9 protein-coding genes are annotated in these 13,652 nt (G+C 51.8%); all 9 read left to right on the top strand.

Features of this window, described 5'->3' with window-relative positions; translation table 11 throughout:
* The first annotated feature begins 260 nt into the window (after positions 1–260).
* The 9 genes from ACP5SG_RS01385 (at position 261) to ACP5SG_RS01345 (ending at position 13,652) form a co-directional block, all read left to right on the top strand.
* Positions 261–353 (top strand): potassium-transporting ATPase subunit F, encoded by a 93-nt coding sequence (locus tag ACP5SG_RS01385; RefSeq protein WP_237889693.1) that lies wholly within the window; start codon positions 261–263, stop codon positions 351–353.
* Complete coding sequence (gene kdpA / locus ACP5SG_RS01380) at positions 350–2,158, top strand: potassium-transporting ATPase subunit KdpA (RefSeq protein ID WP_428121288.1); 1,809 nt, start codon at positions 350–352, stop codon at positions 2,156–2,158. The genes ACP5SG_RS01385 and kdpA overlap by 4 nt, the downstream gene beginning before the upstream one ends.
* A gap of 21 nt (positions 2,159–2,179) precedes the next feature.
* Positions 2,180–4,249, top strand: a complete 2,070-nt coding sequence (gene kdpB / locus ACP5SG_RS01375) for a potassium-transporting ATPase subunit KdpB (protein ID WP_237889695.1) — start codon at positions 2,180–2,182, stop codon at positions 4,247–4,249.
* A gap of 38 nt (positions 4,250–4,287) precedes the next feature.
* A complete protein-coding gene (gene kdpC, locus ACP5SG_RS01370) occupies positions 4,288–4,872 on the top strand; it encodes a potassium-transporting ATPase subunit KdpC (protein WP_428121281.1) in 585 nt (194 codons plus the stop codon).
* 182 nt (positions 4,873–5,054) lie between these two features.
* Positions 5,055–7,757, top strand: coding sequence for an ATP-binding protein (locus ACP5SG_RS01365; protein WP_428121278.1), 2,703 nt, complete (start codon positions 5,055–5,057; stop codon positions 7,755–7,757).
* Positions 7,754–8,476 carry a response regulator gene (locus tag ACP5SG_RS01360; protein ID WP_237889698.1) on the top strand — a complete coding sequence of 241 codons (723 nt, stop codon included), beginning with the start codon at positions 7,754–7,756 and terminating at the stop codon, positions 8,474–8,476. The genes ACP5SG_RS01365 and ACP5SG_RS01360 overlap by 4 nt, the downstream gene beginning before the upstream one ends.
* 81 nt (positions 8,477–8,557) lie before the next feature.
* A complete protein-coding gene (locus ACP5SG_RS01355; RefSeq protein ID WP_428121271.1) occupies positions 8,558–9,256 on the top strand; it encodes a TetR/AcrR family transcriptional regulator in 699 nt (232 codons plus the stop codon).
* Between the two features lie 13 nt (positions 9,257–9,269).
* Positions 9,270–10,472, top strand: a complete 1,203-nt coding sequence (locus tag ACP5SG_RS01350; RefSeq protein ID WP_428121266.1) for an efflux RND transporter periplasmic adaptor subunit — start codon at positions 9,270–9,272, stop codon at positions 10,470–10,472.
* Between the two features lie 9 nt (positions 10,473–10,481).
* Positions 10,482–13,652: an efflux RND transporter permease subunit gene (locus tag ACP5SG_RS01345; protein WP_428121262.1), complete on the top strand. Its 3,171-nt coding sequence runs from the start codon at positions 10,482–10,484 to the stop codon at positions 13,650–13,652.

The raw sequence follows: 13,652 nt of genomic DNA, 5'->3' as shown, positions 1-13,652 counted from the left end.
ATTTGTAAATATGTATCAGCACCTCCCATAGAGTGGGTTTGGAAAACGTTCAAAGCGGCGCTCATGATCTTTATAAAATTTTTATATCTTTCAGCCCATTTTTTGCATCAATTTTATCTCTCTTTTGATATCCTTATTAAAAAAATAAGTCGGTGAGGAAGTTTTATGGATGTATTTTATACCGCTTTAGTTATGGCGTTCTTAGGGTTGTCATGGTTGTTCCTGAAGTTACTGGAAGGCATCTAAGGAGAGGAGGAAAGATGGATATCTTTTATTGGATAGTGGGTATAGTGACGTTTGGGGTATTTGTTTACCTCATAATAGCACTTTTGAAACCGGAGATGTTCTCATGACATTAAACGGCATCCTACAAGTTGTTTTATATTTTGGCGTCCTATTGCTCCTGGCAGGACCGCTGGGAGTTTATATGGCCCATGTTTATGAAGGAGAGCCATGCTGCCTGGATTGCATAGCAGGGCCGGTGGAGCGGATTTTTTATAGGCTTTGCGGCGTCAGTCAAAACGAAGAGATGGACTGGAAGGAATATGCCATGGCTGTGCTTATCTTCAATGTTGGCGGTATATTCCTGCTCTATTTTCTGCAGCGCATCCAGGGCGTCTTGCCCCTTAACCCTCAGAACTTTCCGGCAGTCCCTCCCGACCTTGCCTTTAACACCGCTGTAAGCTATGTGACAAACACTAACTGGCAGGCCTATAGTGGAGAGGCTACGATGAGTTATCTGACGCAGATGATAGGGCTTACTGTGCAGAATTTTGTCTCGCCAGCTGTGGGAATGGCCGTACTCGTGGCCCTGATCCGCGGGTTCAAGAGGCGTTCCGTTCAGACCATCGGCAATTTCTGGGTCGATCTCACTAGATCGATATTATATATCCTTATGCCACTATCGCTGATATTATCGCTGTTCCTCGTATCTCAAGGTGTGGTACAGAGCCTAAGCGGGTATAAGATTGTAAGGCTCGTCCAGGGCGTCAGCTACGACAGGGTAAGGCTCAACAGCGACGGAAGGCCGGTCATTGACGCAAGCGGCAAACCTGTTGTTGAAAAGGTGCAGACAAGGGAACAGGTTATACCGCTTGGACCCGCGGCCTCTCAGATCGCCATCAAGCAACTCGGCACAAACGGCGGGGGGTTTTTTGGTGCTAATTCCGCCCATCCCTTTGAGAACCCGACGCCGCTGTCGAATTTTTTGGAGCTCCTGGCGATTTTGCTTATACCGGCTGCGCTTTGTATAACCTTTGGAAAAATGGTTGGCGATGTGCGACAAGGCCGAGCGCTATTTGCAGCTATGCTGATCATCTTAATCGCGCTGATGTCCCTGTGTCTGTGGAGCGAACAGCGCGGCAATCCAAATTTCGCCACGCTCGGCATTGATCAGACAGCGAGCGCGCTTCAGCCTGGCGGCAACATGGAGGGCAAGGAGACACGCTTTGGAATCATCGATTCCGTCCTCTGGACAGCAGTGACCACGGCCGTCTCGAACGGCTCGGTAAATTCTATGTTCGATTCATTCACGCCCCTCGGCGGTCTCTGTCCAATGTTTCTGATGCAATTGGGTGAGGTTGTATTCGGGGGTGCGGGTTCAGGGCTTTATGGCATGCTTATATTTGCAATTATTACTGTCTTTATCGCCGGACTGATGGTAGGCCGCACGCCTGAATATCTCGGTAAGAAGATCGAGGCGTTTGAGATGAAGATGGCCTCGCTGGTGATCCTGATTGTCAATGGACTCGTCATGGTTGGCGCGGCAATTGCGGTTTCTACAAAGGCTGGTGTTGTTGGTATTGCAAATCCTGGACCCCATGGATTTTCAGAGATACTCTACGCCTTTACATCCACTACAAATAACAATGGCAGTGCCTTCGCCGGTCTCAATGCAAACTCGGTATTTTACAACACTGCCCTTGGAATTACGATGTTTTTAGGCCGTTTCTGGGTGATACTCCCGGTCCTTGCGATCGCGGGATCTATGGCCAGGAAGAAGCATGTGCCTGCGAGCCTTGGGACGTTGCCGACGCATACCCCCTTGTTCATCATGTTTTTGATCGGGGTCGTGTTTATAGTAGGGGCCTTGGCCTTCCTGCCCAGTCTGGCCCTTGGACCGATCGCCGAATACATGAACATGATGATAGGTAGATAATATCTTATCAGCGAGGGAATAATGAACAGAAAATCTAAAAGCTCTCTCTTCGAGCCGGCCATCGTGAAGCGGGCATTGTTAGATTCGATCAGTAAGCTGAACCCAGCCCATCAAATCAAGAACCCTGTGATGTTTGTCGTCGAGGCGGGAAGCATGCTTACCACATTCCTTTTTATCCGCTCTCTCTTAGGAAACACCGGGGAATCGCCCCTTTTTATCCTGCAAATATCAGTCTGGCTCTGGATCACCTTGCTTTTTGCAAACTTTGCAGAATCCATGGCAGAAGGGCGCGGCAAGGCACAGGCCGATGCACTGCGCCAGACACGCCGAGATATCATGGCCAAAAAGCTCTCAAAGCCCGAGCCAGATGCGGAAGTCACTCAGGTTGTCTCTTCACGGCTCAAAAAAGGGGATATTGTCCTGGTGGAGGCCGGGGATATCATCCCCAGCGACGGTGAAGTCATTGCCGGAGTGGCCTCTGTCAACGAAAGCGCCGTAACCGGAGAGAGTGCGCCTGTAATTAGGGAAAGCGGAGGGGATCGAAGCGCGGTTACAGGAGGGACGATCGTCCTCTCGGATTGGCTTGTCATAAGGATAACCGCTGATACCGGAGAGACATTTCTGGACAGAATGATTTCAATGGTTGAAGGTGCGAAACGCCAGAAGACACCTAACGAGATAGCCCTGGATATCCTCTTGGCAGGTCTGACCATCATCTTTTTGCTGGTAACCGTGACGCTTCTTCCTTTCTCCATATTCAGCGCCAAGGTCGCAGCTCAAGGTAGCCCTGTAACCATCACTGTCCTCGTTTCACTCTTGGTCTGCCTTATACCAACGACCATAGGTGGGCTGCTTCCAGCCATAGGCATAGCAGGCATGGATCGAATGATTCAGGCCAATGTGATTGCAAAGTCCGGCAGGGCCGTAGAGGCGGCCGGCGACGTTGATGTACTGCTGCTCGACAAGACAGGGACTATAACACTGGGCAACAGGGAGGCCACTGAGTTTCTGCCTGCACCTGGAATCAACATCCAGACCCTGGCCGATGCAGCCCAGCTCGCCTCCCTTGCAGACGAGACTCCTGAGGGCAGGAGTATTGTGGTTCTGGCAAAGAAAAAATACGGTCTTCGAGAACGGGATATTCATTCGCTTGGTGTAACATTTGTCTCCTTTACCGCCCAGACGCGTATGAGCGGCGTAAATCTCGAGGGACGGGAGATACGCAAGGGCGCTGTGGACGCCGTGGAAAAATATGTCTCATCAAAGGGGGGGATATTCCCGCATGTTGTCCGTACCATGGCCGACGATATAGCCAAGCAGGGAGCTACGCCTCTCGTTGTGGCTGAAGGGGCAAAGGTGCTCGGTATTATTCGTTTAAACGACATAATCAAGGGCGGTATCAAGGAGCGCTTTGCGGAAATGAGGAAGATGGGAATCAAGACGGTCATGATAACAGGAGACAATCCGCTCACGGCGGCCGCGGTTGCTGCAGAGGCAGGGGTTGATGATTTTCTGGCCGAGGCAACGCCTGAGGCGAAACTGAAGCTCATAAGGGAGTATCAGGCAGGCGGCAGGCTGGTCGCCATGACAGGCGACGGTACAAACGATGCGCCCGCGCTCGCCCAGGCGGATGTCGCTGTGGCCATGAATACCGGGACACAGGCCGCGAAGGAGGCTGGCAATCTGGTGGATCTGGACTCAAACCCTACAAAGTTGATCGAGATCGTTGAGATCGGAAAGCAGCTCCTCATGACACGCGGCGCACTTACCACCTTCAGTATAGCGAATGATGTGGCCAAATACTTTGCCATCCTGCCTGCCGCCTTTATTTCGATCTATCCGTCACTCGGGGTGTTGAACATCATGAGGCTTACCTCTCCGCAAAGCGCCATCCTTTCCGCGGTGATTTTTAACGCCCTGATCATATTTTTTCTGGTTCCCCTTGCGCTTCGCGGTATAAAATATCGTCCTATGGGCGCACAGATAGTACTGCGCAATAACGTTCTGATCTATGGCGGTGGCGGGCTCGTTATACCGTTCATCGGGATCAAGTTGATCGACATGCTGATAACAGCCCTGCATATTGTATAACAGCCTATTGCATTGATAAGATTGAGGTTGATAAAAAAATGGAGGATATTAAAGTGTTCATAATAATTCGTAAAGCGTTCATGGCTTTGATCCTGCTCACGCTTCTTACTGGAATTGCATATCCACTGCTTGTGACCGGACTTTCGCAGGCAATATTTCCATATCAGGCAAACGGCAGCATCATAGTAAAGAACGGCAAACCGGTAGGGTCTGCACTGATCGGTCAACAGTTCGACGACCCGAAATACTTCTGGGGAAGACCTTCTGCGACCACTCCCTATCCCTATAATGGTTCCTTGTCTTCTGGCTCCAATCTGGGGCCTGACAACCCTGAACTTATAAAGGCGGTACAGGCACGGATTCAGGCCCTCCATGCGGCAGACCCAGGCAATACGGCAAAGATACCAGTGGACCTGGTCACGGCCTCAGGCAGCGGTCTTGATCCGCATATAAGCCCGGCTGCGGCGGAATATCAGGTACGGAGGGTCGCCTTGGCGCGTGGTATCAGTGAGGCAAAGATCCGTGCCCTTATAGCTGCGAATACCGAAGGACGTGAATTCGGGATATTGGGGGAACCCAGGGTCAATGTCCTTAAGTTGAATTTGGCACTCGATGACCTATAAAATCATAAAACCTCTGTATTGTTGTGCCACTGTTCTGGGAGGATCTGGATCTCGACAACAAGGAGGCCCGGATGGCCTCTGTGTGTCTTGTGCACAGGATGTCCACAGCTGGAAAAAGACTGTCGGGCTAAGCCATGGTATGAACGGGTAATCGTGCATTAAATGAGACGAGGAAAAGAAGAATGGAAGAGGCCGGGCCAAGCCCTGATCTCCTTTTAGCGCAGGTGCAAGAGGAAGAGAGGCGAAAAAAAGAAGGGAAATTAAAGATTTTTTTCGGAGCCGCCCCTGGTGTCGGAAAGACCTATGCCATGCTCAATGTGGCTAGAAAGAAACTTGCCGAGGGCGCCGATATCGTAGTTGGAATAGTAGAGACCCATGGTCGCCCTGAGACAGGGGCCATGCTTGAGGGCCTGGAGATTATCCCAAGGCGCGAGGTTGAATACCTAGGCACTGTTCTCAGGGAATTCGACCTTGATGCGGCGCTTGCCCGCAGACCTGGGATAATTCTTGTTGATGAACTGGCCCACACCAATGCGCCAGGGAGCCGACACAAGAAGCGTTGGCAGGACGTATTTGAGCTGCTTGCGGCAGGGATAAACGTATACACTACGCTGAATGTTCAGCATCTTGAAAGCCTCAATGACGTAGTCGCCCAGATTACCGGGGTCAGGGTTCGTGAGACCTTGCCGGATTCCGTGCTCGACCGTGCTGATGACATAGAGCTCATAGATCTTCCGCCTGATGAACTGCTTCAGCGCCTAAAGGAAGGAAAGGTCTATATCCCTGAGGTGGCCATTCACGCAAGGGAGAATTTCTTCCGGAAGGGCAACCTTTTGGCCTTGCGGGAGCTTGCATTGCGCCGTACTGCTGAACGTGTTGACGATCAGATGCTGAAATATAGGATCGGGAAAGGAGTCAAGGCTATATGGCCAGCAGCGGAACGTATCATGGTATGTATTGGGGCAAATCCGCGTTCGATCCGTCTCATCCGCGCTGCCAGGCGGATGGCGGCAGGCCTCAGGGCGGACTGGATAGCGGTTACTGTTGAGGCCCCATCGACGGTGAAGCCATCGAAAGACGACCTTAGGCGGCTATCCGAACATATGCGGCTTGCTGAAAGTCTTGGGGCGGAGGCGGTAATACTCTCCGGTCATAAGGCCAGCGAAGAAATACTCAATTATGCCCGTTCCCGCAATGTCACCAAACTCATTATAGGAAAGCCGACCCATCCACGCTGGAAGGACAGGATATTCGGTTCCCTCCTGGATGAAGTGGTCAGAGGGAGCGGCGATATAGACGTTTATGTGATTACAGGTGACTCAGGCGAGCCGTCGCCGAGTCCCATTGCTAGGCCGCAGCAACGGCGGACGGATGCAAAGGAATGGTTTTTCAGCATCGGAATTGTCGCAGCTTTCACTGTTTTTGTTATTATTATGCGTCCTTATTTAACGCTTGTAGACGTGGCGATGACATACCTGCTCGGCATTGTGCTTGTGGCGAGCCGTACAAGCAAATGGCCATCTCTTTTTGCGACGATGTCCAGCATCACAGCCCTAGATTTCTTCTTTGTACCCCCTGTATACACCTTTTCCGTCTTGGATATGAGGTATTTTTTTACGTTCATCGTCATGTTTTTTGTAGCTTTTGTCATCAGCAAACTCACCCTGCGGGTTCGTGAGCAGGCAAATGCCGCCAGGCGGCGGGAAAGAAGGACGGCGGCCCTCTATAGGCTAAGCCGCGAGCTGGTGCATGAACGTGGGATCCCTGAGCTGAGTTCTACCATCATAAAACATCTGAACGAGGTCTTGTCTTGCAAGGTTGTCATCCTTGTACCGGATGAAAAAGGTGCCCTGACCGTTCCTGTCACTGGCAAAGAGACCTTCGCCCTTGATCAGAGGGAGTTCAGTGTTGCCCATTGGGTCTTTGAACACAGGCAACGGGCTGGTCTGGGAACAGATACGCTGCCAGGTGCGATGGCTTTGTATCTACCCCTTGCTACCTCGATGAGGACGGTGGGTGTCTTGGGTATTCTGCCTAACAAACCGGCAAGTATTTTTGATCAGGAGCATATACAGCTGCTTGAGAGTTTTGCCAACCAAATAGCCGTTGCATTTGAACGGGCCTTCCTCGCTGAAGAGGCGCAACGCGCTGTCTTAAAGGCCGAGACAGAGAGCCTTAGGAATACCTTGCTCAGCTCCATTTCCCACGATTTGCGCACACCTCTGGCGGCTATTACCGGGGCTGCAACAGCACTTTTTCAGAGGGATATAAACATTGATCAGCAAGGTATGCATGAATTGATCTCGACTATATATGAAGAGGCTGAACATCTCAATGAGATTATACGCAATGTCCTCGATATGATCAGGCTTGAGACCAAGGCTATAAGCGTAAAAAAGGAGTGGCAATCGATTGAAGAGGTCGTCGGGGTGGTGCTGAACCGTCTTTCCGAAAAGCTGAAAGACCGCGAGCTCAAAGTAGATATCCCTGCCGACCTTCCGCTGGTCCCTTTTGATCCATTACTTATCGAGCAAGTGCTCATGAACCTGCTGGACAATGCCATCAGATACACCCCAGCTGGTACCCAGATCAATTTAACCGCCAGGATCAAGGAAGATGTCCTTCTTGTGGAATTGGCGGATAGGGGAAAGGGTATCCCGGCGGGTGATGAAGAGAGGATATTTGAAAAGTTTGTGCGTGGTTCTGTCGCAGGGGGGGGGATAGGATTGGGGCTGACCATCTGCCGTGCCATTGTTAATGCGCATGGGGGGCGTATATGGGCTGAAAACAGGCCTGGAGGCGGCGCTGTCTTTAAATTCACCCTGCCCATTGAAGGCAAGCCGTCCATGCCGGAACCTGAGGAAGAGATGCGGAATGTGGCATGACCAGCGGTGATAAAGAACAGATACTTCTTATAGAAGACGAGCCCCAGATGCTTCGTTTTCTCAAGATAATCCTTCAAGGCCATGGTTATAGGCTGGCCGAGGCCACCAGTGGGGAAGATGGGCTTACACAGGTGGCTGTCAGGAATCCCGACGTGGTCTTGTTGGATCTCGGCCTTCCTGATATGGACGGTCTCAGCGTCATACAGAGGATGCGCGAATGGAATTCCGTCCCTATCATAGTTATCTCGGCCAGGGAGCAGGAAAGAGACAAGGTGAGGGCGCTTGACCTGGGAGCGGACGATTATTTGACTAAACCCTTTGGCGCCGGTGAATTGCTTGCCCGCATCAGGGTGGCGTTGCGCAATATGGTGATGAGGAAGGCTGATCGACAACAGCCTAGCTTTATTTCCGGCAACCTAGAGGTGGATTTTCTAAAGCGCCGGGTCTTTCTGGATGGGAAAGACGTGCACCTTACCCCGATCGAATACAAGTTGCTTGCCACCTTGGTCCGCAATGCAGGAAAAGTGCTCACTCACAGTCAGTTGTTAAAAGAGGTATGGGGGCCCCTTTATATCCATCAGACCCAATACCTGAGGGTCTATATGGCCCAGCTCCGTCATAAACTTGAGACCGATCCTGCACGGCCAAGATTTCTTATCAACGAACCAGGGGTTGGATATAGGTTTAAGATCGCGGACAGCGAAGGCGGATGCGATTGATTCATTTATTGATCTATTTTTTATTTACAAAATAGACGTCTTGTTATAAAATCTGAAATCAACGTCATTTTATAAAATAAGGTGTCATGTATATTTTATATGGGTCTCAAGGGCAAAGTGATGATGGATATAAGGCCTACCCGTAGGGAAAGGGAAAGGTTGGCTCAACGTCAAGAGATGCTTATCGCTGCCCTGGAGCTTTTCTCCGAGAAGGGTTATCACAACGTCTCTATGCATGAGATCGCAGAAAGGTCCGAGTTTGCTATCGGGACGCTTTATAAGTTTTTTAAAAACAAAGAAGACCTATATAGGGCCTTGATGCTTGAAAAGGCCATGGAATTTCACGACACCCTAAACGAGGTCCTCTCTAGAGACGACGATGTCCTGGCGGTCGTTAGAGATTATGTCGTTACAAAGGCAAGGCTTTTCGCCGACAACATACCCATCCTACGCCTCTATTTTGCCGAAACGCAAGGGGTAAGTTTCAACATAAAGGCAGGTATTGACCAAGACATACGCAAGCTGCATAGAGATACCTTAAAGGCCCTGAGCTCCGTGATGGAAAAGGGCGTCCGCACAAAGGTGTTTCGCAGTATAGATCCTCATCATTTAGCCCTGGCCCTGGAGGGGTTGACCAGAACCTTTCTCTTTTTTTGGCTGGAGGAATTGGACCGACATGCTTATGGAATGAGTACCCAGCTGATTGTCGATCTGTTTCTTAATGGATCTTTGGCCAGGGATCGGGCATCCGAAAACAATTCCGACGATCAAAAAATTTAAATAGGGGCTAGGCATGAGAAATATGAACAGGGTGAGGTTTGTGATGGCCGCGGTCCTCGCCGTCGGCCTATTGTTGTACGGCTGCGGCGAGCAAAAAAAGGGGGCCGGTCCGCCACAGCCTAGAACCCCTGAGGTAGCTGTGATAACGGTGCAACCTGAACAAGTTGAACTCACCACTGAATTGCCTGGCAGGGTATCGGCCTTTTGTGTTGCAGAGGTGCGCCCGCAGGTAAGTGGCATCATCCAGAAACGGCTGTTCACCGAGGGCTCGGATGTCAAGGCCGGGCAGGTGCTGTATCAGATCGACCCCGCACCCTTTCAGGCGGCCTACGACAACGCAAAGGCCGCTTTGGCCAAGGCTGAGGCCAATTTGATCCCGGCCCGTCTAAAGGAAGAGCGCTACAGAGAACTGGTTAAGATCAAGGCAGTGAGCCAGCAGGACTACGACGATGCCTATGCCGCATTTAAGCAGGCCGAAGCCGAGCTTGCATCAGCCAAGGCCGCAGTGGAGACGGCCAGGATCAATCTGGGCTACACCAGGGTAAGGGCGCCGATCTCAGGGCGCATCGGGCGCTCGGCGGTGACGGCCGGTGCGCTTGTAACGGCCGATCAACCTGCTGCATTGGCCACGATCCAACAGCTTGACCCCGTTTATGTCGATCTAACTCAATCCAGCGCTGAGATGCTGCAGTTGGAGCGTGAGATGGCGGAAGGCGTGCTCAAACGCAGCGCATCCGCCGATCTGGGGCAGGTCGGATTGCTTATGGGAGACGGAAGCCGCTACCCATTGCCTGGCGTCCTGAAGTTTTCGGAGGTTATGGTGGAACAGGATACCGGCTCAGTCACTATGCGGGCCGTCTTCCCAAATCCAAAACATATACTATTGCCAGGGATGTTTGTCCGCGGGATTGTAAAAGAAGGGGTCGATGAGCATGCGATCTTGGTCCCACAGCGCGCTGTGACCCGCGATCAAAAAGGTGATGCCGTGGTCATGGTGGTAGGGGCCGGAGAAAGGGTTGAACCGCGGATTATTAAAGTATCTCGTACTATTGGCGATAAGTGGCTGGTGAATGAAGGGCTTAAGGCAGGCGATCGGGTCGTTATGGAAGGGCTCCAGCAGGTGCGCCCGGGAGCGCCGGTCAAGGTCGTGGCATTCAGCGTCCCTCAATCCGCAGCTCCTGCCGGCATTTCAAAGCCTGCGGTGATCAAAAAGTAAAGGTGCATCATGCCCAGATTTTTTATAAACCACCCTGTATTTGCCTGGGTGATAGCCATCATGATCATGCTGGCCGGTCTCTTGGCGATCAAGACCCTGCCGGTCTCTCAATATCCTCCTATCGCACCGCCCATGATCACCATCAACGCCATGTATCCAGGGGCATCGGCGCAGACGGTGCAGGATACGGTAACGCAGGTGATCGAACAGAAGCTGAACGGGATCGACAACCTGATATACATGTCGTCCACTAGCGATTCATCAGGGGCGGCGGCCATCAACCTGAGCTTCAAGCCCGGCACCGACCCGAACATCGCCCAGGTGCAGGTACAGAACAAGCTGCAGCTGGCCATGCCGCTGCTGCCTCAGGTTGTGCAAAGACAAGGGATTGCGGTGGTCAAGTCCACCAAGAACTTCCTGCTGGTACTTGGTCTGGTGTCAGAAGACGGGTCCATGGACCGCAACGCCCTGACTGATTATCTGATCTCCAATATCCAGGACACCATCAGCCGGCTTGAAGGTGTGGGCGAGGTGCAGCTGTTCGGCACCCAGAATGCCATGCGGATATGGTTGGATCCCTTCAAGTTGTACGGCTATCATTTGACCGTCAACGATGTTATCGCTGCACTAGAGGCCCAAAACGTTCAGGTCTCTGCCGGTCAGTTTGGCGGCGCTCCAGCTGCGCCTGGGCAACAGCTGAACGCCGTCATAACAGCCCGCACCTTGTTGCAGACACCGGAGCAGTTCGGCGCGATCGTTTTGAAGACGAACAGTGATGGTTCCACCGTCAGATTGAGGGATGTGGCCGACTGCAAGATCGGTACCGAGAGCTATGACGTACAGGCCTTCTATAATGGGAAACCGATTGGGGCTATGGCCATAAGGCTGGCGTCAGGAGCGAATGCGCTGGAGACGGTCGGCCGGATCAAGGCCAAGATGGAGGAGTTGTCAAGATATTTTCCCCCACATATGAAGGTAGTTTATCCATATGATACCACCCCATTCGTCAAGATCTCCATCGAAGAGGTGGTCAAGACCTTGTTCGAGGCGGTATGTCTGGTCTTTGTGATCATGTTTCTATTCCTCCAGAACATCCGAGCCACACTGATACCGACCATAGCGGTTCCGGTGGTGCTCTTGGGCACATTCGGGGTGTTATATGCAGCTGGTTTTTCAATCAACATCTTGACTATGTTCGCAATGGTCATTGTCATAGGCCTCCTGGTTGACGACGCCATCGTGGTGGTGGAGAATGTTGAGCGGATTATGTCGGAAGAGGGGCTGTCGCCGCATGACGCCACGGTCAAGTCCATGGGGCAGATCACGGGCGCCCTCTGGGGTATCGCCACCGTGCTGATAGCAGCCTTTCTGCCGATGGCCTTTTTTGGTGGTTCCACAGGTGTCATATATCGTCAATTCTCAATTACTATCATCTCCGCTATGATCCTTTCGGTCTTTGTTGCAATGACCTTGACCCCGGCCTTATGCGCTACCATGCTCAAGCCGGTGGAAAGGGGATATCATTTCGGCGAATTTGGTTTGTTGAAGGGTTTTTTTCGCTGGTTCAATAAATGGTTCGATCGCAGGAGGGTTCAATATGAGTCGATCGTCAGGCGTTCATTCGGCAAGACGGCACGTTATCTGATTGTTTACTGCATAATTGTCGCATGTATGGTCTTTCTCTTTTTGCGCCTGCCCACTGCCTTTCTGCCGGATGAGGATCAGGGCATTATTTATAGTTTGATACAGCTGCCTGCCGGGGCAACCTTTGAACGAACATTGAATGTGATGAAACAGGTCGAGCACTATTTTCTGGAGGATGAGAAAAAGGCGGTGAATGCGGTGATCACCGTGGCCGGCTTCAGCTACGCCGGCCGTGGCCAGAACATGGGGTTGGCCATTATCAAGCTGCGTGACTGGAAGTTGCGCCAGTCCCCGGAACTGCGGGCACCTGCGGTTTTGAGACGTGCCATGGCCAGATTTTCCCGAATCAGGGACGGGGTGGTATTTGCCTTTATTCCGCCGCCGGCCATAGAGTTGGGACAGGCCAACGGTTTTGATTTCGAGCTTGAAGATCGGGCCGGCCTTGGTCATGAAAGGTTGATGGAGGCCCGCAACCAGCTCTTGGGTATGGCCATGAAAGATCCGAAATTGATGGCTGTACGGCCCAACGGTATGGATGACACCCCTCAATTTAAGCTCGATATCGACGATGTACAGGCGGCCAGTATGGGGATTTCCTTGGATGACATCAATAATGTCCTGTCCGCTGCATGGGGTGGTCTTTATATCAATGATTTCATTCAAAACGGCAGGGTCAAGAAGGTCTATCTTCAGGCCGATGCGCCGTACCGAATGCTGCCCAAAGATATCTACAGATGGTATGTACGCAATAAACAGGGTAGGATGGTTCCTTTCTCAGCCTTTTCGACCGCCAGATGGCAGTATGGCTCGCCGCGGCTTGAGCGTTATAATGGCATCCCTTCTGTTGAGATTATGGGGCAGGCGGCGCCTGGGGTGAGCACAGGCGAGGCCATGGCCGAGATGGAGAGGCTGGCTGCCAAACTGCCATCGGGGATCGGCTATGAATGGACTGGTCTTTCATATGAAGAAAAGCAGGCCGGAAAACAGGCGCCTGCGCTCTATGCCATCTCGCTCCTGGTGGTGTTTCTATCTGTAGCTGCGTTGTATGAAAGTTGGACCATACCATTTGTCAATATGCTGATGCTGCCGCTGGGCCTTGTCGGGGCTGTTACGGCGACGACTTTACGTGGATTGTCGAATGACGTCTATCTCCAGATCGGGCTCTTGACCACCATGGGACTTTCTACAAAGAACGCAATCCTGATCATTCAGTTCATCAAAGACCAATTGCGTCAAGGGGTTGGTCTGATTGAAGCTACACTCGCCGCGATAAAGATCCGGCTTCGTCCGGTCCTTATGACCTCATTGGCGTTTTTTTTCGGCACCTTGCCGTTGGCCCTCACCCACGGGGCCGGCGCCGGGGCGCAAAACGCCATCGGTACAGCAGTCACCGGCGGGATGCTCTCGGCCACCTTTATCGATTTGATCTTTATCCCATTCTTTTTTGTATTGATATCAAGACTGTTCAGGAAAGGGCAGCCGGGACCGCTTTCTGTAAAATCCATTACTTCTTCGGACGTCCGGGGGGTAAATTGA

Source organism: Dissulfurimicrobium sp. (assembly GCF_049968175.1).
GTDB lineage: Bacteria > Desulfobacterota > Dissulfuribacteria > Dissulfuribacterales > Sh68 > Dissulfurimicrobium > Dissulfurimicrobium hydrothermale.
This window is presented reverse-complemented; position numbering and strand designations above follow the sequence as displayed.

Excerpts from the sequence above, each read along its gene's own strand:
- ACP5SG_RS01385 (WP_237889693.1), top strand. The coding sequence starts at position 261 with ATGGATATCTTTTATTGGATAGTGGGTATAGTGACGTTTGGGGTATTT.
- kdpA (WP_428121288.1), top strand. The coding sequence starts at position 350 with ATGACATTAAACGGCATCCTACAAGTTGTTTTATATTTTGGCGTCCTA.
- kdpB (WP_237889695.1), top strand. The coding sequence starts at position 2,180 with ATGAACAGAAAATCTAAAAGCTCTCTCTTCGAGCCGGCCATCGTGAAG.
- kdpC (WP_428121281.1), top strand. The coding sequence starts at position 4,288 with ATGGAGGATATTAAAGTGTTCATAATAATTCGTAAAGCGTTCATGGCT.
- ACP5SG_RS01365 (WP_428121278.1), top strand. The coding sequence starts at position 5,055 with ATGGAAGAGGCCGGGCCAAGCCCTGATCTCCTTTTAGCGCAGGTGCAA.
- ACP5SG_RS01360 (WP_237889698.1), top strand. The coding sequence starts at position 7,754 with ATGACCAGCGGTGATAAAGAACAGATACTTCTTATAGAAGACGAGCCC.
- ACP5SG_RS01350 (WP_428121266.1), top strand. The coding sequence starts at position 9,270 with ATGAGAAATATGAACAGGGTGAGGTTTGTGATGGCCGCGGTCCTCGCC.
- ACP5SG_RS01345 (WP_428121262.1), top strand. The coding sequence starts at position 10,482 with ATGCCCAGATTTTTTATAAACCACCCTGTATTTGCCTGGGTGATAGCC.